General features: G+C 61.8%; 18 protein-coding genes. 14 read left to right on the forward strand and 4 right to left on the reverse strand.

The features are described from left to right. Positions 1-31: 31 nt before the first annotated feature. Positions 32-1,636, forward strand: a complete 1,605-nt coding sequence (locus KU43P_RS12225) for a putative bifunctional diguanylate cyclase/phosphodiesterase (protein WP_317663397.1) — start codon at positions 32-34, stop codon at positions 1,634-1,636. A 4-nt stretch (positions 1,637-1,640) separates the two neighbouring features. Here KU43P_RS12225 and KU43P_RS12230 read toward each other — a convergent pair whose 3' ends face one another. Continuing rightward, the gene (locus KU43P_RS12230; protein ID WP_317663399.1) at positions 1,641-5,246 is read right to left on the reverse strand and encodes a dermonecrotic toxin domain-containing protein; all 3,606 of its coding nucleotides are present in this window, start codon (positions 5,244-5,246) and stop codon (positions 1,641-1,643) included. A 314-nt stretch (positions 5,247-5,560) separates the two neighbouring features. Between KU43P_RS12230 and KU43P_RS12235 the strand changes: the two genes are divergently transcribed. From KU43P_RS12235 to KU43P_RS12265, 7 genes are all read left to right on the forward strand, one after another. After that, positions 5,561-6,715, forward strand: coding sequence for a hypothetical protein (locus tag KU43P_RS12235; RefSeq protein ID WP_317663401.1), 1,155 nt, complete (start codon positions 5,561-5,563; stop codon positions 6,713-6,715). 68 nt (positions 6,716-6,783) lie between these two features. Then, a complete protein-coding gene (locus KU43P_RS12240; RefSeq protein ID WP_317663402.1) occupies positions 6,784-7,902 on the forward strand; it encodes a glycosyltransferase 61 family protein in 1,119 nt (372 codons plus the stop codon). Between the two features lie 336 nt (positions 7,903-8,238). Next, positions 8,239-8,415, forward strand: a complete 177-nt coding sequence (eppA, locus tag KU43P_RS12245; protein WP_176516182.1) for an EPS-associated small membrane protein EppA — start codon at positions 8,239-8,241, stop codon at positions 8,413-8,415. A 312-nt stretch (positions 8,416-8,727) separates the two neighbouring features. After that, a complete protein-coding gene (locus tag KU43P_RS12250; protein WP_317663404.1) occupies positions 8,728-9,285 on the forward strand; it encodes a polysaccharide biosynthesis/export family protein in 558 nt (185 codons plus the stop codon). Positions 9,286-9,355: 70 nt separating this feature from the next. Continuing rightward, positions 9,356-10,426 (forward strand): hypothetical protein, encoded by a 1,071-nt coding sequence (locus KU43P_RS12255; protein ID WP_317663793.1) that lies wholly within the window; start codon positions 9,356-9,358, stop codon positions 10,424-10,426. Positions 10,427-10,447: 21 nt separating this feature from the next. Then, on the forward strand, positions 10,448-12,016 hold the full coding sequence (locus KU43P_RS12260; RefSeq protein WP_317663405.1) for a GumC family protein: 1,569 nt from the start codon (positions 10,448-10,450) through the stop codon (positions 12,014-12,016). A gap of 11 nt (positions 12,017-12,027) precedes the next feature. Further along, a complete protein-coding gene (locus KU43P_RS12265) occupies positions 12,028-12,834 on the forward strand; it encodes a CpsD/CapB family tyrosine-protein kinase (RefSeq protein WP_317663407.1) in 807 nt (268 codons plus the stop codon). Positions 12,835-12,925: 91 nt separating this feature from the next. On the opposite strand, the gene galE is transcribed toward KU43P_RS12265, so the two are convergent. The 3 genes from galE to KU43P_RS12280 all read right to left on the reverse strand — a co-directional run bounded on the left by galE (position 12,926) and on the right by KU43P_RS12280 (position 18,081). Next, complete coding sequence (gene galE, locus KU43P_RS12270; RefSeq protein WP_317663409.1) at positions 12,926-13,888, reverse strand: UDP-glucose 4-epimerase GalE; 963 nt, start codon at positions 13,886-13,888, stop codon at positions 12,926-12,928. A gap of 66 nt (positions 13,889-13,954) precedes the next feature. Further along, positions 13,955-16,549, reverse strand: coding sequence for a glycosyl hydrolase family 5 (locus KU43P_RS12275; RefSeq protein WP_317663411.1), 2,595 nt, complete (start codon positions 16,547-16,549; stop codon positions 13,955-13,957). Continuing rightward, a complete protein-coding gene (locus KU43P_RS12280; protein WP_317663413.1) occupies positions 16,546-18,081 on the reverse strand; it encodes an O-antigen ligase family protein in 1,536 nt (511 codons plus the stop codon). Before KU43P_RS12280 ends, KU43P_RS12275 begins: the two co-directional genes overlap by 4 nt. 94 nt (positions 18,082-18,175) lie before the next feature. Here KU43P_RS12280 and KU43P_RS12285 point away from each other — a divergent pair, with 94 nt between their 5' ends. The 6 genes from KU43P_RS12285 to KU43P_RS12310 all read left to right on the forward strand — a co-directional run bounded on the left by KU43P_RS12285 (position 18,176) and on the right by KU43P_RS12310 (position 23,562). After that, positions 18,176-19,552 carry an oligosaccharide flippase family protein gene (locus tag KU43P_RS12285; protein WP_317663415.1) on the forward strand — a complete coding sequence of 459 codons (1,377 nt, stop codon included), beginning with the start codon at positions 18,176-18,178 and terminating at the stop codon, positions 19,550-19,552. A gap of 99 nt (positions 19,553-19,651) precedes the next feature. Then, positions 19,652-19,855, forward strand: coding sequence for a twin-arginine translocation signal domain-containing protein (locus KU43P_RS12290; RefSeq protein ID WP_317663417.1), 204 nt, complete (start codon positions 19,652-19,654; stop codon positions 19,853-19,855). A gap of 2 nt (positions 19,856-19,857) precedes the next feature. Further along, positions 19,858-21,321: an FAD-dependent oxidoreductase gene (locus tag KU43P_RS12295; RefSeq protein ID WP_317663418.1), complete on the forward strand. Its 1,464-nt coding sequence runs from the start codon at positions 19,858-19,860 to the stop codon at positions 21,319-21,321. Between the two features lie 144 nt (positions 21,322-21,465). Beyond that, positions 21,466-22,083: an acyltransferase gene (locus KU43P_RS12300; RefSeq protein WP_317663419.1), complete on the forward strand. Its 618-nt coding sequence runs from the start codon at positions 21,466-21,468 to the stop codon at positions 22,081-22,083. Beyond that, on the forward strand, positions 22,076-23,032 hold the full coding sequence (locus KU43P_RS12305; protein ID WP_317663421.1) for a glycosyltransferase family 2 protein: 957 nt from the start codon (positions 22,076-22,078) through the stop codon (positions 23,030-23,032). Before KU43P_RS12300 ends, KU43P_RS12305 begins: the two co-directional genes overlap by 8 nt. Positions 23,033-23,040: 8 nt before the next feature. After that, positions 23,041-23,562 carry a serine O-acetyltransferase gene (locus KU43P_RS12310; RefSeq protein ID WP_317663423.1) on the forward strand — a complete coding sequence of 174 codons (522 nt, stop codon included), beginning with the start codon at positions 23,041-23,043 and terminating at the stop codon, positions 23,560-23,562. The last annotated feature ends 9 nt before the right edge of the window (positions 23,563-23,571 follow it).

Raw genomic sequence — 23,571 nt, forward strand, 5'->3', positions numbered from 1 at the left:
TACAGGAGCAATCGACCGCGTTCGCAGGCCTATGATCCCGTCCAATTCCCCGTTTTCCGAAGTGCAGAAGCCTCCTGTCGGTGGCCTGCGACAAGCCCTTTGCCGCTGGTTTCCGGCCGGTTTCGCCGTGGCCGGCACTGCCATGTCGGTGGTGCTCGGGCATGTGGATGTGCAGCGTCAACCCGCCAGCGAGCAGGGCAGCGTGCTGGCCTCGCCACTGTTCTGGTTCGCCTTGGCCTGCACCGGCGTGACCTGCCTGTTCCTGGCCCAGACCCACCGCAAGCAGCGCCAACTGCAGCAGCGCAACCGTGAACTGCGCCGCTCCCAGGCGCAGCTCGAACGGCTGGCCCACTACGACACCATCACCGGCCTGCCGAACCGGGTGTTGTTTCAGCAGCAGCTGGCCGAGGCCATTCTCAAGGGCGACGGCCTGGCTGTGCTGATGCTGGACATCGATGGCTTCAAGCAGGTCAACGACAGCCTTGGCCACGCCATGGGCGACCTGCTGTTGCAGCAGGCCACCGCGCGCTTCCTGCAGGAGCTCGACAGTGCAGACCGCTTGTGCCGCCTGGGTGGCGATGAATTCGTGTTCATGCTGCGCGGCACCCAAGGGCAGATCAGCCATCAGCTGGCCCACTTGCTACGCTGCCTGCAGCGGCCCTTCGACCTCAATGGCAACGCCGCGCTGGTTACCGGGAGCATTGGCCTGGCCTGGTGCCCGCAGCATGGGGCCGACGTCGGCAGCCTGCTGCGCCATGCCGACACTGCCATGTATGTGGCCAAGGAAAGCGGGCGCAACACCTGGCGCCCTTACCATGGCGACATGACCGCGCGCCTGCAGCAGCGCCTTGACCTGGAACGCAACCTGCGTCGAGCCTTGCAGGCGAACGAGTTCGAGCTGTGGTACCAGCCCAAGGTCGACCTGTTCAGTGGTTGCCTGGAGGGTGTGGAGGCGCTGCTGCGCTGGCGTGACCCGGCCCATGGCCTGGTACCGCCTGCCGAGTTCATCCCCCTGGCCGAACGCACGGGCCTGATCATCCCCTTGGGCGAACGGGTGCTGGAGCTGGCCTGCGCGCAGATGGCAGCCTGGCGTGACCAGGACCGGGTGCCCGGGCCGATGGCGATCAACGTGGCGGCGTTGCAGATCGAACGCAGCGATTACGTCACCAGCCTGGCCCAGGCTTTGGAGCGGCACAACCTGCCGCCGAGCCTGCTGGAGGTTGAAATCACCGAAAGCCTGCTGATGGAGAGCCAGCAACAGGCCTGCGCGGTGCTGGCCCAGTTGCAGGCCATGGGGGTGACCACTGCGGTGGACGACTTCGGCACGGGCTATTCCTCACTGGCCTACCTGCGGGCGCTGCCGATCGATCATTTGAAGATCGACCGGGCGTTCATCAAGGACCTGCCGGACGATGACGATGCCGTGGCGGTGGCCAGGGCGATCATCGACCTCGGCCACGCGCTGGGTTTTCGCATCACTGCCGAAGGTATCGAAACCCAGGCGCAGTACGACTTCCTGCGCAATGCCGGCTGCGACCAGGGCCAGGGTTACCTGCTGGCCCGGCCGATGCCGGCGGCGGACCTGGCACGCTGGCTGGCGGCCCGTCGCGAGCAGGGGCGCCAGGCTGGAGCCTGAGCCTTCAGAGATCCAGCAGCAGTGAGGCCGACGTGGCCAACGCACGATCCCGGAATTCGGCGTCTTCCTCCATGCGCTCAAGCGCTGACCAGATCGCTTGATAGGCGGCAGCGACATCCTCACTCTCGGCAACGTCATCGATCAGCAGGCGCAATTCACGGCGGTAGTGCAGCGGTACGCGCGACCACAGCTGCAGCTGGTTGGCGCTCGCATCCAGTAGCAATGGCTCGTACTCGAAATCCGAAACCAGAAGATCGCTGCCGTGAAGCTGGTAGTAGTCTTCGATCTGTTCGCGGATTGGCAGGCCGAGGGTTTCGCTCTCCAGGCTCAGGGCATTGGCGGTCGCGGGGGGCAACACGAACCCTGTGGGCAGTCGCACGAAATGGTTGTCCGACAGATCGATGACCCTGGGAGAGGTGAAATGCTCCAACCCCTTTGGCACGTCCATGAGGCCGCACTCAACCATGAACAACGACCTGATCGTGGTCATCCGTGTCATGTCGGGTGCATTGATCAGCCGGTTCAGTGACAAGTCAAGCACCTGCAGTGAGCTCATCTGTTCCAGCGTCGCCTGGGCCTGGGCATCCCATGTCAGGCGGTTGCCCTCCATGTCCAGCCAGGTCAATTGGTAAGGAGCGGGAACCTGTGGCAGCCGCTCGAAGCTGCAACGACCCAGGATCAGCCTACGCAGGTTGGGCAGGCGCTCGAACCAATGCGCTGGCAACTCGTTCAAGGGGGAGTTGCCGCCAAGGTCCAGTTCGACCACATGGTCCAGGCCGTTGGGCATGGGTAGCGTGGCCAGATCGAGGTTTTCCAGTTCGAGGCCAGCCAGGTCCAGGTTAGGGATCAGCTCGCCGTTGGGCAGGCGTAGAACCGAGTTGTACCGCCAGCTGTTGAGTATGGCGGTACTAGCACGTTGTCGACGCGCCGCGCCGGCAGCCCACCGCTCCAGGTAAGTGCGCAATTGTTGCAAAGCGGTTTCGCGTATCCCTAGTTCAAGCTCCGGCGAGCGCAGGGCGCGTTGCCAGTCGCTGCGCAACTGATCGACTTGTTCGGGTGTGATGGTGGGGTATAGCCTGCGCAGGCGTGCTGGTACCGAGTGATTGAAGAACGGTGAAGGTGGCGGTAACGGATCCAGCGGTGCGCCACCGAGCAGCCTGAGGCGCGGCGTCGTACGGTTGGCCGTCGGCCCCCACAGGCGAGAGGGCCAGCGCGAACGTTCGGCGCCTGCCAATTGCTGCACACGTTCGCGCAGCGCGTCCACTTCGCCCCATCGTTGCCTGAGCGTGGGCGGCACAGCGGCATACAGCGCCTGGAAGCGATCAATGAACAAGGAACCGGCTGCTGGACGTTCGCCTCGATACACCTCGTACCCCTGAGTCGATTTGAGCAGCAGGGCACGCTGGCTGGCCTGGGGGGAGCCGAAACTGACGAGCAACTCGCCGCCAGGGCTGGCGGCGCGAATTTCCAGATGAAACTCACTGGGCCATTCGCCCAGCCGTTGGATACAGGCAAGCAGCAAGCGATCGCTATCGTCACTTCCCAGCCGGGGCTCATACAGGCCCTCCAGGGCTCTGGCCAGTGCACGATCAGGCCCGGTTTCAGCCAGCGCCGCCAACGGCGATTGCAGGCTCTCCCGCTGTGCCACCGAGAGTTCGGGCAGGCGCTTGGCCAACGTCAGGCGCTGCAAGGTTTCGGTCAGCAAGGGGGGTGTGGTCGCCCGCGCCAGGTGGATGGCCTGCAACTTTCCGCGATCCACGCCGCTGATGGTCAGCGCATGGTTTAGCACGGTGTCATCCAGTGCCCCCGTATCCAACCCGAGGCGTCGCACGGCCTGGCTGTCGGACCAGGCCTGTGGCGCCTCGTGCTCTTCGCGCCAGGCGCCTTGGCCATTGTGTTCGAGCATCGGCTGGTAGGCCTTCGGGTCGTCTGGGTGAATGATACGCCAGCGCAGCGTCTTTTCGTCCTGGCGTACCTGGTAAAGCTCATCCCCCATGCGGATGAACCGCGAGCCGCCATGCAGATACTGGCCCGTGTCGTCGGCTGCAAGCTCCGCGGGGAGCTCGACGGCGCTGGCATAACGCGAGAGGTTGGCATCCCAGAGGCGCTTGCTGCCATCCGCAAGCTCCACCGGGTTCAGTTTTTCCATCAAAGGGCTGCTGAACAATTTGGGCAGTACCTGGCCGGCTGCGTGCAAGCCACCAACCAGCGCAAGGTTCAGGCCTACGGACTCCAGGTGCCGCAAGGCCAGATGGCGATCGCCGATGCTCCATGCCTCGTATCCCTCGAAGACCTCACCCAGCAGTTGGCACGCCATGACCGCTGTCATGCAGGTGCCCAGGCCAGGGATGAAGAAGCCGGCGAGCATCAGGGTGTCCATGCCCAGGCTCTGCCACTGAGCAACGCGTCGCTGGTGAGCCTGCTCGTCGACGTGAGCGGTGGGGACTGCCAGCAGTGCGGCTTCAGCCTTCAGGCGCCGGACATGCTCGGCATAGCGCCAGGGCAACAGCGGGGAGTCGAGGGTAGTCAGGCTCAGGTGCAGGTCGAGGGTGTCGCCATCAGTGTTCTGTTGCAGCAGGTCGAGTAGACGATAGTGCTGTGTCCTCGTCACATAGCGCAGGAATGCGCTTCGTGTGGCGGGTTGCAACAGCCTGGCGGCCAGATGCTGGCTAAGGGGCGTTACGCCGCTGAACTGCACCATGCTTCGCTCGCTGCCGGGGCAGTGCAACAGCAGCCCACCGCAGCCGTCGTCGACGACCAGCACTTCATGTAACGGGATATCGAACAGTGTCAGCTGCCAGCAACGCACCGAGCCTTCTGCTGCCAACGCGGCGATGACATCCCGTGCCGGGCCGTCGATGTCGTGACGCATGAAGGCCAGGTCAGCCGCCAGTTGCAGCTGCTCGCGCTGGACGTCGATGAAAGCGGCGCTCACGGTGTCCGCATGGGTGTCGAAACATGCCTGCAGGTGTTCCTGATAGCGCTGGCCGATATCCATCTGCCTGCAGGTGCTGGCGAACACCTCGGGGGGCAGGTCAAGCGGCTCGAGAGTGACCGTTTCTGAAGGCAAGTCGATATCGACCAAGGTTTCACTGTCACCCAAGGTGGTCTGACCGACCACGGTGGTGGGCGTAAATCGTGCATTCCCCGCCAGTGCCAACGCGCTGTCGCGGTCGAATTCGGCTGCGTCCTCGAAATTGTGCAGGGCTGCTTCGATCAGGCTCATCGTCTTGTGTTCGGTGACATAAGTACCGAACGTGAAGAAATGCCGGACCAGCACCAGTTCGGTTGTACGCGGGGGTACGGATAGCCCATGTTGAGTCTGCAAGGTATGCGTGAGCAGATCTTCGGCAAACTCTGCGATGTTGCGCAGGCCTTTGAGGGTAACGGCCAAGGCCTGCTGGGCGCGATGCAGCCGCAACTGGCTGGCGAGCACGGCCTCGCGCAAGTGGGGGAGGGCATTGGCGAACCAGGGCGCTTGCGCGTCCGTGAGGCCTTGTTCTGGCAACAGACTTTCGCGCAGGGCGCCCCATTGTTCGACGTTGGCATGGGTAGACCAGGACGGCAGTTGTTTGGCTATCAAATGATGATGCGGATTGAGCGGGGACATGGCATGGCTCCTGCTGAAAACGGAAGGGCAGGAAGCCCTGAAGTCATGCCTCAGGCGCAGTAGATAGTTATCAATTGAATAAACGAATGGACAGCGCGCACATGTCGGTATGTTTGACGCCATAAAACAACGCCGGGTGCTAGCAAAATGCCGCTTGCCAAGCCGCGCCCTTGCATCTTAAATTGTTACTGAATGTTAGGGCGATAACGGTTAAATGTTACTGAATAATCAGTAAGTTAAGTGGCTTTTTCTATAGATCATCATAGTCTTTTGCGATACCGCCAGTTGAAATATACAAAGGACATCAAAAAAGAATGAAAGCGCATATGGTGGCAGTAGCTCGCAAACTCATCTCGCCCTCCCTGCGTTACGAGATCAGAACCGTTTCAAGCATGTTACGGGACTTGCTCGGTCGTGCCTGTTTCTGGCGCTGGGAGATCGCCCGCTTCAGGCTGCAGCAAGCAAGCCCTTACGAAATCCTCTATATCGGCCGCAAGCAACAGCGCGAAATGGCCAAGCTGCTGATCGGTGGCAAGGCGCCTCGTGATGCCGGGCAGGTGACGGACCATGAGCCACCCGCAGCGCAGAACCATGTGGTCGTGGTGAGCGAAGTGCCCACTGCCGGTGCCCTGTCGGTGCCCCATTACCTGAGCGCTGTGGTACCACTGGGGCGCTCGCTGGAGGATATCACCGGGCGCTACGACAGCGAGCTACGCCGCAGCATTCGCAAGAACCGACCGCTCTACCAGATGCGGCAGACCTTTGACGATGCCGAGATCGCCATGGCCGACCGCGACCTGCTGCGCCCATATGCCACGGCGCGCCAAGGGATCCACGCCGCGCAATTTGCCACCGAGGAGGTCTTCAGGCTGGCCAAGGGTGTTGGCCGGCTCGATCTGATCACCTTGAACGACGAAGTGGTGGCCTGCCACCTGGGCTGCGAGATCACCCGGGGCGGCAAGCGCTACTGGAGCACCTTGCGATTCGGCTACTGCGAAGCGGTGTTCTCGGACGCAAAGCGCCTGCGCGAGGTCAACTCCATCACCACCTTCATGGCCTTGGAATGGGCACTGGAGCATGGTTATGACTATTACGACATCGGCCTGTGCCTGGCGCGGCCCGACGACGGCTTGCTCAAGTGGAAGCGCCGCCGTGGCGGCGATGTCGACTCGCTGGGCAATCACGCCTACATGTTCGTGCGCCTGCCCAAGAATGGCACCGCGCAGTTTCTCTGGGACACGCCGTTGTTCGCCATGGAGGGCAACAAGTTGACACTTCACCTGGGCCTGCCGGAGGGCGCCAGTGAAGAAGAAGTGGCCAGCCGTTATCACGAAATGGTCTTTGGCGGGCTGCACAAGATCTACCTCTATGGCGCCAAAAGTGCAGGTGAATCATTCCTGGAAACCTTGCGCGCACGCTATGCCACCTTCAATTCACCGCCCCAGATGGAGCGGGTGCCCTCCAGCTGAGCACCCGGCCGGGCCGGTAACACAACCCCTGCGTCAGCCCTTAGCCCCGTCACCGTGGAGGCCGCTTCATGCAAAGCGATATCTCGAAACTCAATGAATATCCGGTTGCCAATGGGCATGCCTGGTCATTGGCGGCCTATCGACACATGGCGCGAAAACGGCTGGCGCGTACAGTGGACATCGATCTAAAGAGCCTGGCTGAAAGAACCTGGGATATTGCACCTGGCGAAACGACCGTTTCGCCCCCCGCCATCTACCTGCCCAACCAGTTGGAGCGGGTGACCGGCTGGGAGGCAAAGCGCTTTTTCCCCTACGTGCACCCGGCGCGCACCATGGAGGGCGGCATTCGCGCCGAGCAGGGGGCCACCCGGGGCTACCTGCTCAAGGACGTGTGGCTGATCGATGGCGCGCTGTACAAGGGCAACGCCAGCCACTGGCTGTCACTCAAGCCCAGTACCTTTCCACGTATCGCCATCGAGCATGAAATCGAGCGCGGCGCGGCCTATTGCACGCAGAACGGCAATACCTGGTTCGGCACCTGGCTGATGGAGGACTGCCCGACCTACGCCCTGGCTTGCAACGAAGGCGTACCAGTGACCACAGCGCCATCTGCCAGGTACCCATTGTTTACCCAGGGGCCGGCGTACGAGCAGTGGCTGGGCATGCAACCGTTGCGTTTGCGCAGTGCCTTCTTCCATGAGCTGGTGCTGTTCGATGACGTCAGCAACAACCGCAGCCGTCACCAGCGTTACCGAGCCATGGGCGACAAACTGCTGTCGCACGTAGATGCAGCGCCGCATCCAGGCGTTTTCATTCTGCGGGGCAGCGACGGCGACTTGCGGTTGTTGCGCAACGAACTGGAAATCGCCGAACACCTGCGTAAGCACCGTGGTTTTCGCGTGATCAACCCGATGAAACTGGATGTGCCATCCATCGTTGCAGCCTGTGCGGGTGCCAGGACGGTGATCGGCGTGGAAGGCAGCCAGCTGGTGCATGGTGTCAACGTGCTGCGCTCGGGCGGCAATCTGCTGACGCTACAGCCCCCTAATCGCTTTGTCAGTTACTACAAGTACCTGACAGACCGTGATAATCAGCACTTCGGTTTTGTTGTCGGCACACCGCAAGGGGAGGGCTTTACCGTCGACCTCGACGAGGTGGAGCGCACCCTTGATCTATTTCCGTCATAAAACAGTTGGTAAACACAATGATTCGCACTTGTTCTCGCCGATGTAACACTTGAACGCTGTCAGAATATTGCCTTCGCACTGCGCGGGGGGCCGCCGGGATTGTCGGGTAGAACCCACAATATCGCGCAATTTCAATAGCTTGTTATCAAGCCGAGCAAGGCGGGTTTCCTTGCATTTTCTGCATGGCGATAAATTGACAAGGGCAGGGCTGGTCGATTGATTTTTATTATGGTGTCGGATCATTGACGTAATATCATTGTGCCCATAAGCTCCAATCACCAGCAGTAAAAACTCCATTCAAACCAACGGTAACTGTCCTCTTTCCAGGAGGGGAACATGCGCTCGACTCTGTTCATCAAATCGATTTTCTTGTTGGTGTTATTGAGCGGTGCGGCACGAGCAGCTGATTCTTATATGAACCAGACGAATATTGTTCCTTTGGCAACGGCAGGTTGGCTATTTGCATTTGCAGTGATTGGCTTCGTGGCGGTCGCCAATAGAAAAAAGATTTGAAAGGTAAGCGGTTCTAAATATTGAACATTTATTTGACTTTACCGCGACGCCAGCAACTTGACGCTACCACATGGACATTTGCGCTTTCATTGTTGGCCGTCGCTTGTCAATTTTCCAGCCATTGCTATATTCCACTAGCCAGCGCCTCGAGGGCGAGTGGCAGCAGGGCAGGCAAAGCGGCATCGCGGTAAAGGGCCTCCAGGATTGCGAGGCCAGCGCAGCGGGTTTTGGGCTGCGTCGTGGAGCGAGAGGTTTGCTGTTGTTCTCATTCAGTGCTCTTAACCTGGGCCGATCCGGCCGGAGGGATCCCTCATGGCGCGTTTGCTGATTTCCATGGTCTGCGTTCTGTGCGCCTGGTCTAGCGCCAGCGTTGCCGATGACAGAGGTTGGTCGTACCCGCTCAGCCCCGGCGACAAGATATTGATTTCAGTTTGGCAGGAAGACACCCTGCGTCAGGAAACCGTCGTACTCCCCGACGGCAGCATCACCTTCCCCTTGGCTGGCCGCATCGAAGTGGCGGGCCTGGATGTCACTGCGGTGGCCAAGAAAGTCACCGACGGCCTTAAACCCTACCTTGCTAACCCCAATGTCAGCGTCGTGGTCACTGGCACGGCAGGCAACCTTGTCTACGTTCAAGGCAAGGTGATCAAGCCCGGCCCGGTACCGATGGCAGGCCCTACGGCGGTGCTTCAAGCCTTGAGCATGTCGGGTGGAATGGACAAATTCGCCGACGAAAGTGCCATCAAGGTGATCCGTGGCAGCGGCCCTGCACAAAAGGTATTGCCGGTGCGCTACAAGGATCTGGTTTCTGGGCGTGATATGTCCACCAACTTCCAACTTCAGGCTGGCGACACGCTGGTCGTACCTTGACTCTCCTAACAAATAAGAATTACTAGTGCCTATTTTTAGACCAAAGCGTTTGGCGACGGCAATCATGATGATGCCGTTCGCGGGGGTGGTTAGTGCCGCCAATTGGCAGTCCTCAGTTGTGGTGCCCACGACTGTCGAGTACGACAGTAACCCATTACTCCTGACGTCCAAGGAGAAAGGTGTGACGCGTACCATCATTGCGCCCGACTATAACCTGATCGGTCAATTCGACCGAGACCAGTTACGCCTGGGCCTGGGGATGAACCTGCTGCGCTCGTCCGACCGTTCGGTGGTCGATGACCGCGAAGACCCCAACCTGAGCCTGGGCTGGCAGCGCGAGACCGAAACCGGCGGTTTCGGCCTGCTGGCGCAGTACAACGAAAGCTCTACGTTGTCTGGCACGGTGCTCGATACCGGCGTTGTCACCACCGACGGCACGCAGAAGATGTCCTCGCTGACGGCCAACTGGAGCAGCGCGGTGACCGAGCGCAGCACCTTGGCCAACGAACTGCGTTACAACCATGCCCGTTATGACATCGATACGCTGACCGGCTACGACGAATACTCCAACTACCTGACCTGGACCTACGCCTGGAGCGAACGCACCGACCTCATCACCGGGTTCGAGGCTCGTCGTTACGAGCCCCAGGACACCACCACCGCCATTGCCACCAACAGCTACGTGCCGAGCATCGGCATCAAGCACCAGTTCTCCGAACGTCTCGAAGGCGCCATGCATGTGGGCGTCAATGAAACCACCGGCTCCGGTGGTGGGCGGCGCGGTGAAGGGGGCATGTCGCTGTTCTACCGTGGACCGCGTGCGGAGATGAGCCTGAGCGCCGAGCGCAGCACCGTTGCCAGCGCCGAAGGCGGTTTCGCCGAGCTGGACATGGTGCGTGGCGGCTGGAGCTACCTGCTCACCGAAAGAAACCGGGTGGGTCTGGAAGCGTCCTGGCAGGACGCCAAGGGGCAGACACCGAACACCTTGCAGACCTACAGCGCCTGGGCCAGTCACGAGTTCTCGCGGGCTTGGGACATGCGTTTTTCGTTGATGTACAAGGAGCGTCAGCAAGATGGTTTGCCAGATGCTGAAGCGACGATCGTAGGACTGACGCTGACGTACCGATACCCCGACATCTGACTTTCGCACGGGTGGCCACTTATGAACTCCGAGTACGAGCTGTCGATCAAAGATTACATCGCCATCATCAAGGACCGCGCCTTGCTGCTGGGTGTGAGTATAGTCGTCGTACTGGCAGCGACCGTAGGCGTCGCGCTCAGTGTGCCACCCATCTACCAGGCCACCGGCACCATCCTGGTAGAGTCGCAACAGATCTCGCCCGACCTGGTCTCGGCGGGCAACAACAGTTTTGCCGATGAGCGTATCGAAGTCATTCGCCAGCGCGTGATGACCCGCGAGAACCTGATGCGCATCATCGACAAGTACAGCTTGTTCGCCGACAAGGGCCGCCAGTTCAGCGAAACCGACAAGGTCGAGCAGATGCGCAATGCCATTGTCGTGGCCACCCTCAGCACCTTCATCAAGGGGCGCGGCGAGGCCACCGTGGCATTCACCGTGTCATACGAGGACAAGAAGCCCGAGGTCGCCAAGGAAGTGGCGGACGAACTGGTGAACCTGTTCCTCAACGAAAACATCAAGCAGCGCACCGAGCGCGCAACCGAAACCACCGAATTCCTGTCCCAGGAAGCCAACAAACTGGGCGCCGAACTGGCCGACCTGGAAAACCAGCTCGCCGACTTCAAGCAGGCCCACGCCAATGCCTTGCCGGAAAACCAGCAGCTGCGCATGAGCATGCTGTCGCGCTCGGAGCTTGAGTTCCGCGAAGTCGACCGCGACTACAAGTCGGCCCAGGAAGAGCTGCGTTACCTGGAGCTGGAACTCTCGGCTGCCAATGCCGGGGTTAGCACCCAGGCTGCCAATGGCCGCTCGGCGACAGCGGACCAGCCGCAAGACCTGGCCAGCCTCAAGGCCGAGTACGCCCGGCTGCTGAGCCGTTACACGCGAGCCCACCCGGACGTGCAGGCAATCAAGCGCAAGATCGATGCGCTCCAGGCTTCGGGTGAAAAAGGCATCGCCGCCGCCGCAACGATGAACCTCGATGCCGCCCGGGTGCGCACCAAGATGGCGGCGGCGCAGTCGCGCATCGCCTCGCTGGCGGAACAGAAGCGCCAGCTCACCACCAAGATGGAGGGCTACGAGGCGGATATCCTCGAAGCGCCGCAAGTCGAGCGTGGCCTGATTACCCTGATGCGCGACCACGACAACGCACGCAAGAAGTACGAAGAAATCCGCAACAAGGAAATGGGCGCGAAGATTACCGAAAGCCTGGAGCAGGAAAACAAGGCCGAGCGCTTCGTGCTGCTGGAGCCGCCGCTGATGCCGGAAAAACCGGTCAAACCCAACCGCAAGAAAATCGTCGCCCTGGGCCTGGTATTGGCTCCGGCGGTGGGCGGTGGCTTGGTCATGTTGCTGGAGATGCTCAACCAGCGCGTACGGGGCGTGGGTGCCCTGGAAAGCGTGCTGGGCAAGCGTGTGCTGGTGGCTGTGCCCTACATCGCTACCCAGGCCGACAGGGCCCGCCGGCGAAAATGGCTAATGCTGCTGATCGTCGCCGCCTTGGTCCTGGTGGCTATGCTGATGGTGGTCGTCCATGTGTTCTACATGCCTTTGGACGTCCTGCTGTTTAAAGCTATGGCTCGGTTTGAATAGGGAATGCAGCGATGGACAGAATTACGCCGGCTATTGGAAAGAACCTCCACCAGATCACCCCCACGCCCGTAGAAACACCGAAAGCGCCGTTGTTGGCAGAGCGGTCCGTCCTTCCGGGCGAGTTCGATTACGTGCGCACCAAAGTGGCCCCGCTGCGTGCGGAGCACCTGGAGCGCAACCGAATTGTGTCGTTCAACAAGAATTCGAACATGAGCGGCGCCATCGACCTGTTGCGCACGCAAGTGCTCAAGGCCATGGACGAAAATGGTTGGCGCACGCTCGGGATCACCTCGCCGACTCCCGAGGCCGGCAAGACGGTGCTCGCGGTGAACCTGGCCATGAGCATTGCCCACCACTCCACCAAGACCGCTTTGCTGGTGGACTTCGATCTGCGTCGGCCGCGGGTCGGCAGCACCCTCGGCTTGCCGATGGACAAGGCGCTCAATGATGTGCTCAGCGGCAAGGCGTGGCTGGAAGAAGCGCTGGTCAACCCGACACTGCCACGCTTCGTGGTGCTGCCGACCCGCGAACCGGTCCCGATGTCTACCGAGATGTTGTCCTCGCCCAAAGTCGACGACATGATCACCGAACTGCGCGATCGCTACGAGTCACGGATCTGCATTTTCGACCTGCCGCCGTTGCTCAGCTCCGACGATGCGATGACGGTGCTGCCGAAGCTCGATTGCGTGTTGCTGGTGGTGGCCAACGGCATGAACAGCAAGAAGGACATCGAGGATTGCCTGTATCACCTGGCCAACGCGAACCTGGTCGGGGCGGTGCTGAACAAGGCGGATGAACAGCCGCGGGCTTATTACTGAGCCAAGACCTCGGGTGCTGTCGAGATCGAGCGTCGCGCAGGCGGCGCTCGATCTCGACAGCACCACAACAATCCAGGCAAAAAAAAGCCGCTCACCGCCAAGGATACTTCCGCTCCCAATTCCAGGCGTGACCGACGATTTCCTCCAGCCCTGCAAACCGCGGCTGCCAACCCAGCACCTTTTTAGCCCGCTGCGCGTCCGCCACCAAGGTCGCCGGGTCGCCTTCACGACGCGAGGTTTCTATCACCTGGATCGGCCGCCCGGTGACAGCCCGCGCCGCATCGATCACCTCCTGCACCGAAAAGCCCAGCCCGTTGCCAAGGTTGAACGACGCGCTGGCACCACCCTGCAGCAGATACTCCACCGCCAGCGCATGGGCCGACGCCAGGTCGGCGACGTGCACGTAGTCGCGGATGCAGGTGCCGTCCGGTGTGTCGTAGTCATGGCCGAACACCGTGACTGCCGCACGCCGCCCCGAGGCAGCCTGCAGGATCAACGGAATCAGGTGGGTCTCCGGCTCGTGGCACTCACCCAGCAAACCTTCCGGGTCGGCCCCTGCGGCATTGAAGTAGCGCAGGCGCACCGACTTCAGGCCATAGGCACGGTCGAAATCTTCGAGTATCTGCTCGACCATCCACTTGCTGCGCCCATAGGGGTTGATCGGTGCCTTGGGGTGCTGCTCATCGATGGGCACATACTGCGGGTCGCCATAGACGGCGGCGGTGGACGAGAAGACCAGATGCTTGATGTCGGCCCGCACCATGGCTTCGAGCAAGGTAAGGGTGGCCGCTACATTGTTCTGGTAATACTTGCCAGGGTCGCTGACCGACTCGCCCACCTGGATGTGGGAGGCGAAGTGGAACACAGCGTCGAAGTGGTAGTCGGCGAACAGCCTGTCGAGGGCGCGGGCATCGGCGATGTCCAGCTCGACCCATTCGATGTCGGGCGCCGTGGCCACGGTGTCGGCAACCACCACCTCGTGCCCATCGCTCAACAGGTGCTTGACCATGTGTGAACCGATATAACCTGCACCGCCGACAACCAAGTACTTCATCCAATCCTCCTGGAACAGACGCAGCGTCGAATGCCTGGATTACAGGTCTGAATTGACTCTAGATGGCTATTTCAAGAACAGCCAGTTGGCCATGTTCTGGCCGTCGAAGGTGATCTGGTAGCGCCCGTCTTTGTAGCTTGACGCCAGCAGCTGCTCGCCGCCGTCGGCCTTGCGGCTGTACAGTTTCAAGCCTTCTGGCGCCTGGATACTCAAGCTGCCTTCGAGCGGCTCGACGTGGAACGGCGTCATGTCGTCGGGCCGCGGCACGGCCCGGCTGCCGAGTGAAATCAGCAGGCTGCGTGACTGGGTCAGTGGCTTGGCGTCCAGGCTTTGCACCACCACACTGGCGTAGGCGGTCTTGAGGTCGACGGCGATAGCGCCAAGGCGCAGCGACTGGCCGCCCAGCCAGCCGGTCACGGCCTGGGTCAGGGGGGTGTCGATGGTGTACAGGCCTTGCTGCCAGTTGCGCTTGAGCTCGCCGGTGTCGCTGGTCGATTCGCTTGCGTTGGCGTCCAGCAGCGACTGGTCCGGGTCGCGCAGAACCTGGGCATCGCTGGGTATCACACCCGGCTGCAGCCAGGGTAGCGCCGGGGTCTGGGGCATGGCGATCTGCAGCCGGCCTTTTTCCATGGCGGTGCGCAGCAGCACCGAATTGGCGGGGGTAATGGCCCGGTTGAACAGGGTTTCGCTGCTGGGTGCGAACACGTAGCGGGTGCTGGCAAGGTGCACGTCTTCACGGCGGTAGAGCAAGGCTGCGGCGGGGAGGGTGGCGATCATCGCCGGGTCGTTGTAGGCATTCCAGTTGTCGGCCCGGCGCCAGCCTTCGAGGAACGCCTGCTGGCTGTAGGCATACTGCATGATCGCGTCCCAGCCCTGATGGCTGGCGGTGCCGGCCACGTACAGCGGCAGTGAGTGGCGGTCGGGCAGGGGGAAGGGTTCGGCGTTCCACTCGGTGACGGTCATCGGCATGCCCAGCACCTGCGCAGCGCCCAGCCAGTTGATCATGCCATCGCTGGTCAGCGGGTTCTTCTGCAGCTGGCCGATACCACCGTAGCCGTGGGCATCGATCACGTTGCCTGCGGTGAGGGCCGGCAGCGCGGCAAGGCCGTTGCCGCCCCAGGTACTGGTGGTGACGATCGGCACCTTCACGCCCAGGGTGCGCAGGTGGTCGATCATGTCGACATTGAAGCGGTGCTCCAGGTCGTTGAGGAACAGCTTTCCAGGGCCCGGCTCCCAGGTGCGCCAGGTCTTGTCGGCGGGCAAGTTGGCGCGCGCGGCGAAGGCCTTGGCCTGGTCCATGAACAGGCGGGTGTGCTTAGGTACGCCCTTGTCCGGCAGCAGAGCGTTGCCAAAGTGCTGGGTCACGTCGTTTTCATTGGTGATGAGCACGGCGGCGACTGCCGGGTCGTCCTTGTAGGCCAGGCCGGTGAAGCTGTTTACGTGGGTCAGGTACTGTTCGGCAAAGCGTTTCATCGCCTGCTGGATGGCCACGTTCACGTACGCATAGCCTTTGATGCCGGCGTACTGCTCACCCTTGGCCAGCTCGTCGAAGGCATAGATGCCGTCATTGACGGTGACGATGCGTTCCACGTGCAGGTCGAGCCACACGTAGATGCCTTCATCCTTCAGGCACGTGATCCACCAGTCGAGCTTCTTCAGCGAGGCGGGGCTCAACTGCTGGGTATCGCGCAGGGTCTTGACGTCGCCGAAGACATTCGGGCTGACCCAGGGCGAGTCATGGTGATGCAGCCGCACCAGGTTGAAACCGAGTGCGGAGAGGCGCTTGGCCTGCAGCTTGATCTCATCGTCGGGGGTGTTGAACAGGGCATAGGCCGACAGGTTGGTGCCCCAGAAGCGCGCCGGGGTGTTGTCGGCGAACTGCAGCTGCTCGCCAACAGCCTTGACGAAACCGCGCTTGCCGGCGGGTTTTTCCGCCGCGTTGAGAAATGACAGGTCGACCGGTGACGTGCGCCAGGCGAGCTGGTCGTCCGGCCAACGCGCGGGGTCGGCCAGGCCGAAGCGTTCGGTCGCGGTCGGGCCCAGCTCGATATCGCCGGTGAGTTTCAGCTGCGCTTGTATTTGCTGGCGGCCTGGTTGGATCGGGTCGGTGTAGAAGAACGCACGGATTTGCGAAGTGTCGCCACGTTCGAAATACACCTTCGCCAGCGCCGGCTCGAAACGCAGCTCGATGCCCCGCGCCGCAGTACCCCACGACCAGCCGCGATTGCCGGGCAATAGCTGCGGCTCGCCCATCTGGTCGGTGAACAGGGCAGGGTCGAAGCGAAACACCATGCCGCCGCCCATCACGCCGCTTTTGCGGCTGTGGGCATTGAGATCGAAGGCCCAGCGCAGGGTCTGGGGCTGTGGCTTGGCAATATCTGCCGTCAGTTCGAAATCCAGTTGCGGGTTCTTGCCTTGCAGCGTGTAGCGGTAGGGTGCATTGACCTTGAACGCCGTGCCGAAACCGGTCCAGCTCCAGTCCGCCCCCCAGAAGTCGAAGCGCGCCTGCATGGCCGGGCCGCCACCACGGGTCACGTTGGGCAAACCATTCTGTTCGTCGACGCTGACGGTCCAGTCCGAGGACCAGGCAAGCGTTGGCAGCGTCAACAGAACCACGAGTAGCGATGCCCTGACCCTCGGGCGCAATCCGATCCCTGTCATGAAAGTACCTGGGTGGTCGGCTGGGGAGTGTCCAGCACGGTGGATTCACGGTGTCTGAGCCTGCGTACCATCTGCACATAGGCCACGCCCAGCCCGCCCACCGACCAGTACACCACCGGAATGACGGTGATGCTGCTGACGGTGAAGATGATCATCAGGATCCCCAGCAGGGTAGCCAGCAATGAGCGGCCCAATCGTCGGTGCTCGTCCTCCTTGTCGGGGAACGCGCGCAGGGATTTGTAGATCGCCAGCAGCACGCTGGCAAAGAAAGCGACGAACAGCGCTAGCCCGACCAGACCGAAGCGCAGGGCCATGCTGATGTAGCTGTTGACGATGTCGATGATCCCCTCGCCCTGGATCATCGACTGCATTTCCGGGGTGTTGCGAAAGTCGAAGGAGCCGAACAAAGGGTTGCGCTGGATGGTGATCCAGGAATTGTCGAGCAGCCGCTGGCGGTAGGTGATGTTTTCTTTTTCCAGGTTGCCGACGAACGGCAACAGGTCGAGCACCTTCTCGCCTCCCGGCACCACGGTCAGCAGCGGCAACGCCAGCAGGCCAGCGCAGGCCAGCAGCGTCAGGCGCTTGGCCGCGCCTTTGCCGGTGGCGATGAACACCGCGATGATCACCCCGGCGCCGATCCACGGCCCCCGCGACAGGGGTACCACCAGCCCGGCAGCCAGCAGCAGGGCGCCCATGTAGCGCTGCAGGCGGCTGCGCACATAGCGCTGCACGAACAGGTACATACCGATGGCCACGCTGATCACGTAGGCCAGGGCAATCGCCTGGCCGGTGGTGGCGCTGGCGCGCAGCGAACCGCCGCGGCTGAGGTAGCTGGACATGCTCCACTGCACGCCCATGGCGCTGATCAGGCCGTTGTACAGCAGCCAGTGGCGGGCGAATTCGGCCACCGCGATGATCGCCAGGAGAAAGGCAGCGAGGACGAAGGCGAGCAGGGCGTCCTTGAAATCCTGCACGGTCTTCAGCCCGCGGCTGGCGACGTAATAAGGCAGGAATACATCGATGTACAGCGACACCGCCTGTCGCAATGTGTCGGTAACCGTGGTTTCGCGCAGGTACAGCAAGGTCATCAGCACCAGGCTGGCGGCCAGCAGCTTGTCCGGCCAGGTGCGGCCGAAGCGTAAAGTGTCGCTCTGCCTGCCCAGCGCCAGCGCCGTCGGCAGCAGCACACAGACAGTCAGGATGCGGATATGGTTGAGTTCGATCAGGTAGTTGATCACGCCGAAACCGGGAATATCCACCGAAGCCGGTGGAATGGCGAACACCAGCATGAAGAACAGCGCCATGGCGTTGTGTTCGCGACGCCTGGCCACCAACAGGGTGATCACGGCTGCCGCGGTGTATACCCAGAAGCTGAACGAGAAGAACGCCAGCAGGGTAATCAGCAGCCACAGGTTGCGCCGCCGCTTGTAGTCGCGGTCGGGAATCAGGTCGTTGGCGGGCCTGCGGGCCAGGAAGAACACCACGCTGGCGACGAACAGAATGACGATCAACGCACGAAATTGTTCGGGCATGGGCTACAGGCACCTATTGTCGGTGGACGACGGCTAGCGTCATGGCTAATTGAAACTATAGTGACTTCTAGCCATTCAGTCAGAGATTGAAGTCATGCCGTCGATTGAAGCGTCAGCAGCTGGGAGTCTGCGCAAGCGTGCGCTGGGCGCCGGGGCATGGAACCTGGTGTCGCTGGTGGCCTCGCAGGTCATGCGCCTGGGCGGCAACTTGATCATGGCACGCCTCTTGTTACCGGAAATGTTCGGGGTGATGGTCATCGCCACCACGGTTTCGGTATTGCTGCACCTTCTGTCGGATGTCGGCCTGCGCCAGAACATCATCCAAAGCCCGCGTGGCGACGACCCGCTGTTTCTCAATACCGCCTGGACCGTGCAGATCCTGCGCGGCCTGCTGTTGTTTGGCCTGACCCTGCTGCTGGCAGTGGCCGCCTGGTTCGCGCAGCTCGCCAACCTGTGGCCGCCAGCGTCCACCTATGCGGCGCCAGAGCTGCCCCTGGTGCTGGCAGTTACCGGCGTACAGGCCGTCATCTGGGGGTTCCAGTCGACCAAGATGGATGTCGCTGTACGCACCTTCCAGCAGAAGCGCGTGGTGCTGATCGACCTGGCTTCGCAAGTCATCGGCCTGGTGGTGATGCTGGTGATCGGCTGGTTCACCCGCTCGATCTGGTCGCTGGTGGCCGCCGGTGTGGTGGCCGCCCTGGCCGGCACGGTGCTTGGCCATACCGCCATGCACGGGCCGGCCAACCGCTTGCAGTGGGACCGCACCGCGCTGGCCGAGCTGGTCAGCTTCGGGCGCTGGATCCTGCTGTCGTCGATTGTCGGCGTGCTGGCGATGTACGGAGACCGCATCTGGTTCGGCGCCAGCATGACCGTGGCGGAACTGGGTGTGTACTCGATTGCCGTGCTGATCCTCGGCTCCATCCAGACCGGCCTGATGAAGCTGTTCGGCGCAGTAGCGCTGCCGGCGTTCAGCGAAGCCACCCGCGATGGCGACAAGGCCCGCCTGCGTACTCTGTACGACCGTTTCAAGCTGTTGGTCGACCTGGTCATGCTGTTCGTCTGCGGGCTGTTCCTGACTGCCAGCCCACTGCTGATCAGCTGGATGTACGACGCGCGATATGCCGATGCCGGATCGATGCTGGCGATTCTCTCGCTGTCGTTCCTGACCCTGCGCTACACCCTGACGCACCAGATCTGGATTGCGCTGGGCCACACCAAGTACCAGGCCATGGACAACATCATCCGCCTGGTCTCGCTGTGGTTGCTGCTGCCACTGTTGCTGGCCATCGGCGGGCCGCGCCTGGCGATCTGGGGTGTGGCGCTGCACGCCGTGCCGACACTGGTGCTGATCGTCTACGTCAACCGCAAACTGGACATTCTCAACATCAAGCGTGAGCTGATCGTGCTGCCGATGGTGCTGGTCGGGGCACTCTGTGGTGAGTTGGCGGTGCGTATCTTCAACTGGCTCTGAGCGAATCTACAACAGCAGTGCCCGAGCGATGGGCAGGGTAGCGCATCGCGGATAAGTGACTAGGATTCTTAAAAAAATGGCACGGGTGGTCTGGGGATCATGGGGAAACTTAAGTACTGCAGTGCGCTGCTGGATCGTCGGGGTTTTCTGCGCAATTGTGTGCTGCTGGGGGTGGGAGGAGCGGCACTGAGTATTGCACCTGGGCTGGTACGCGCCGCTGACGCGCAGAAGCCAGCCGAGCCGAACGGGTTCGTCGTCATCAACGGTTGGGTGTTGCCTTCCCAGTACTTCCGGAACGACTGAACATGATCAACGACTACCAGGCGCAGAAGACGCTGCGCGATCGATATGACGTGTGCATCATCGGCGCCGGTCCGGCCGGTATCACCCTGGCTCTGCACCTGGCAAAGGCGGGCTGGCAGGTGGTGCTGCTCGAAGGCGGTGGCCATGAATATGCGCCGCGCTCGCAGGAACTGTACAAATGCACCTCGTCGGGGCTGGAACTGTACGCCGAGGAAACCCGCCTGCGCTTTCTGGGCGGCACCTCCAACCACTGGGCAGGCCGTTGCCGGCCGTTCACCGCCTCCGACTTTGCCGTGCAGCCACCGGGCAACTTGCCGGGCTGGCCGATCCCCTATGCCGAAATCGAGCGTTACCTGCCCGCCGCCATGGACATCGTCGACTTGCCCCAGGGCAAGGAATTCCAGCCGCTCAACGCCGGCTTGAAGGGCGGCGACTTCGATGCCGACCGTTTCCTGCTCAGCCCGCCCACGCGCTTTGCGCAAAAGTACGGCGCGGCGCTCAACGAGACACCAGGGCTCGATGTGTTTCTCAATTGCAACTGCGTCGACCTGGAGTTCGATCAGGCCAGCGGCCGCCTGAGCTCGGTGCAGGTGTCAGATTACGAGCGCAATCGCCAGCGCCTGGTCGCCAGGCAGTTCATTCTCGCCACGGGCGCGATCGAAAACGCCCGGCAATTGCTCAACAGCCAGTCGCTGCAGGCGGCTGGCGTGATCAGCCGCGACGGCATGGTCGGGCGCTGCTTCATGGAGCACCTGAACGTCGACATGGGTACCTTCATCCTGCGCGACGGCCAGGACGGCAGCCAGCATCAGTACTACACCACCGATGCCTTCGTTGCCGAGTACCGCGCGGGCAAAGGCAATGTCACCACGGCCGTGCTGGATGATGTCAGAACCTATGGCAGAACGGCCGAGGTCAAGCACTTTCTGGAAAACCTCGCCTGTGAAATGGGGGTGGCGAGCAAGATCGCCTTCATCGCCAACTTCAGTTGCCCTGGAGACGGCGTGATCAGCACCATGATCGAGCAGTTCCCCAATGTGCAGAGCCACCTCTCGCTGCTGGACGAAAAGGACGCGCTGGGCGTTGGCAAGGTCAACGTCAACTGGGCGTTGAGCGACGACGACCGTCATACCATCAAGTGCATCGGCAGCGAGCTGGCCAAGCAGTTCGCCGAGATGGGCCTTGGCTTCGTCAAGCTGAACGAGTTCGTCTACGACCCCAGCCTGCCGTTGAAGCTGCAGCCGCATGCCCACCACATGGGCACCACGCGCATGGCCGCGTCGCCCGAGTTCGGCGTGGTCGACAGCGACTGCAAGGTGTTCGGTACCCACAACCTGTACGTGGCCGGCAGCAGCATCTTCGCCACCAGTGGCGCGTCCAACCCGACCATGCCGCTGCTGCAGTTCGCCCTGCGGCTGGCCGACCACCTCGACGAAAAACTGAAAACCACCCGCAAGGCGGTATGAGCCGCAAAGGAGTGTGCCAAGGCGACAAGTAACGGAAACAGCGCGGTTGACAAGGGTTGAGTGCGATGCGGTCAGCACCAAGAAGAACGAGACCGGTTCGCCTCAGGGGCAGTCCAGGAAGGCTTTACTTACGAGGCAGACAGCATGTTCGGATGGCTACGGAGCGCCGTGAAGCATTACGCCAACTCAACCGGGCGGGGAGGTTCGCTGTACAGGAAACTGTGCAATCCCACACCGTTGCAATGGGGCACCTACCTGGCGCGGTGGGGCAAGTTTCATTCGATCGGCAACAATGTGCATATCAATTGCGGCTGTTGTGTCACCGACCCGACGTTGGTGCGCATCGGCAGTAATGTGGGCCTGTCGGACTGCACCTTGATCGGGCACGACGGCGTGGTGGCACTGATCGAGGTGTGTTACGGCAAGCAGCTCGATTCGGTGGGCTACATTGATATACGTGACAACTGCTTTGTCGGCCACGGCGCCATCGTCATGCCGCGTGTGACCATCGGGCCTGACTCGGTGGTTGCCGCCGGTGCCGTGGTTACCAAGGACGTACCACCGGGCATGGTGGTGGGCGGCAACCCGGCCAAGGTCATCTGTACCACCGCCGAGTTGATCGAGCGGGTTGAGGAACGGTGCAATTCGTATCCCTGGATAGACCTCGTCAAGCAGCGCAAGGGTGCCTTCGACCCCGCGCTGGAACCGACCTTGGCGGCAGTGAGGCGGCAGTATTTCTTTGGGGACGGCAACAATGGATAGAAAGCCCGTTGATGTGATGGTCGTCAATTTCAACACCGCGTCGCTGTTGCAGCCGATGTTCGATGCGCTGCGCCAGGCGGACAGCGAGCGCCTGGCAAGTTACCTGGTAGTGGACAATGCCTCGGCCGACGATTCGGTTGCGCGCATGGCCCAGGTGTGTCCCGAGGCGCTGCTGCTGAGCAACAAGCAGAACGTCGGCTTTGGCCGCGCCAACAACCAGTTGCTGGCGCACCTCAAGGGCAAGTACGCGTTGCTGCTCAATACCGACGCATTCGTTGCTCGCGACAGCCTGGAAAAAACCATTGCCTACATGGATGAGCACCCGGAGTGCGGTGTGCTGGGCGTGCGCCTGGAAGGGCGCGAGGGTGACCTGCAGCCGTGCTGCCGCTACTTCCCGACACCGTTGAACATCTTCGTTGCACGGACTGGCCTCGGGCGCCTGTTCCCGGGGCTGAAGATGGTCGACGAGATGAACTGGGACCATGGCTCGGTGCGCGAATGCGACTGGCTGCCTGGGTGCTTCTACCTGGTGCGCCGGGAGGTGCTGGACAAGGTGGGGCTGTTCGACCCGCGCTATTTCCTTTACTACGAGGAAGTCGACCACTGCAAACGGGTCAAGGAGGCCGGCTGGAAGGTGGTGTTCTACCCGCATACCACGGTGGTGCACATCGGCGGCGAAAGCTCCAAGTCGGTGGCCGAGCTTGAAGCGGCCAGCCGGCAGATCTCCGCCTACCAGATCGAAAGCGAGCTGCTGTATTTTCGCAAGCACCATGGCGCTGCGGGCCTTGCCTTGCACATGTGCCTGGTCAGCCTGGGCGACCTGGTGCTGGCGCTCAAGGCCTTGCTCAAGGGGCGCGGCTGGGCGGCCATCAAGGCCTGTTGGCTGCACACCCGCGCCACTTGGTCGTTGCTGCTCAAGACCCGCCACGCCACACAGCCAACACGTTAGGAGACGCCATGTTCGAGAATATCCGCGCGGACTTGCGGGCATACGGGGGTGATTGGGGCGCCCAGGGTTTCTGGGTGATGCTGGTATACCGCTTCGGCCGCTGGCGCTACGGCGTGCGTCCGGCGTTGCTGCGCAAGCTGTTCTCGTTCATCTACAAGGTGTTGTTCAAGTTCGTGCAGATCATCACCGGGGTCGAGTTGCCGTGCGAGGTGGAGGTGGGCCGCAACTTCGTCATCGACCATTTCGGCGGCATCGTCATCAGCGGTTACGCCCGTTTTGGCGACGACTGCAGGATTCGCAACGGCGTGGTGGTGGGCCTGAAGAACGTCAGCGAACCTACCGCGCCGGTGATCGGCAACAACGTCGATATCGGCGCCGGGGCCAAGCTGCTGGGCAATATCCGCATCGGCGACAACGTGGTGATCGGGTCCAACGCCGTGGTGCTGATCGACGTGCCAGACAACTCGCTGGCTGTGGGAGTGCCAGCCACCGTCAAGGCCCGTAAGCACGAGGCAGTGCAGTACACATGAGCCGGCCCC

It is taken from the genome of Pseudomonas sp. KU43P, assembly GCF_033095865.1.
Classification (GTDB): domain Bacteria; phylum Pseudomonadota; class Gammaproteobacteria; order Pseudomonadales; family Pseudomonadaceae; genus Aquipseudomonas.

What these genes read in the sequence shown, in the direction of transcription:
- KU43P_RS12225 (WP_317663397.1), top strand. Translation starts at nt 32, where the DNA reads ATGATCCCGTCCAATTCCCCGTTTTCCGAAGTGCAGAAGCCTCCTGTC.
- KU43P_RS12230 (WP_317663399.1), bottom strand. Translation starts at nt 5,246, where the DNA reads ATGTCCCCGCTCAATCCGCATCATCATTTGATAGCCAAACAACTGCCG.
- KU43P_RS12235 (WP_317663401.1), top strand. Translation starts at nt 5,561, where the DNA reads ATGAAAGCGCATATGGTGGCAGTAGCTCGCAAACTCATCTCGCCCTCC.
- KU43P_RS12240 (WP_317663402.1), top strand. Translation starts at nt 6,784, where the DNA reads ATGCAAAGCGATATCTCGAAACTCAATGAATATCCGGTTGCCAATGGG.
- eppA (WP_176516182.1), top strand. Translation starts at nt 8,239, where the DNA reads ATGCGCTCGACTCTGTTCATCAAATCGATTTTCTTGTTGGTGTTATTG.
- KU43P_RS12250 (WP_317663404.1), top strand. Translation starts at nt 8,728, where the DNA reads ATGGCGCGTTTGCTGATTTCCATGGTCTGCGTTCTGTGCGCCTGGTCT.
- KU43P_RS12255 (WP_317663793.1), top strand. Translation starts at nt 9,356, where the DNA reads ATGCCGTTCGCGGGGGTGGTTAGTGCCGCCAATTGGCAGTCCTCAGTT.
- KU43P_RS12260 (WP_317663405.1), top strand. Translation starts at nt 10,448, where the DNA reads ATGAACTCCGAGTACGAGCTGTCGATCAAAGATTACATCGCCATCATC.
- KU43P_RS12265 (WP_317663407.1), top strand. Translation starts at nt 12,028, where the DNA reads ATGGACAGAATTACGCCGGCTATTGGAAAGAACCTCCACCAGATCACC.
- galE (WP_317663409.1), bottom strand. Translation starts at nt 13,888, where the DNA reads ATGAAGTACTTGGTTGTCGGCGGTGCAGGTTATATCGGTTCACACATG.
- KU43P_RS12275 (WP_317663411.1), bottom strand. Translation starts at nt 16,549, where the DNA reads ATGACAGGGATCGGATTGCGCCCGAGGGTCAGGGCATCGCTACTCGTG.
- KU43P_RS12280 (WP_317663413.1), bottom strand. Translation starts at nt 18,081, where the DNA reads ATGCCCGAACAATTTCGTGCGTTGATCGTCATTCTGTTCGTCGCCAGC.
- KU43P_RS12285 (WP_317663415.1), top strand. Translation starts at nt 18,176, where the DNA reads ATGCCGTCGATTGAAGCGTCAGCAGCTGGGAGTCTGCGCAAGCGTGCG.
- KU43P_RS12290 (WP_317663417.1), top strand. Translation starts at nt 19,652, where the DNA reads ATGGGGAAACTTAAGTACTGCAGTGCGCTGCTGGATCGTCGGGGTTTT.
- KU43P_RS12295 (WP_317663418.1), top strand. Translation starts at nt 19,858, where the DNA reads ATGATCAACGACTACCAGGCGCAGAAGACGCTGCGCGATCGATATGAC.
- KU43P_RS12300 (WP_317663419.1), top strand. Translation starts at nt 21,466, where the DNA reads ATGTTCGGATGGCTACGGAGCGCCGTGAAGCATTACGCCAACTCAACC.
- KU43P_RS12305 (WP_317663421.1), top strand. Translation starts at nt 22,076, where the DNA reads ATGGATAGAAAGCCCGTTGATGTGATGGTCGTCAATTTCAACACCGCG.
- KU43P_RS12310 (WP_317663423.1), top strand. Translation starts at nt 23,041, where the DNA reads ATGTTCGAGAATATCCGCGCGGACTTGCGGGCATACGGGGGTGATTGG.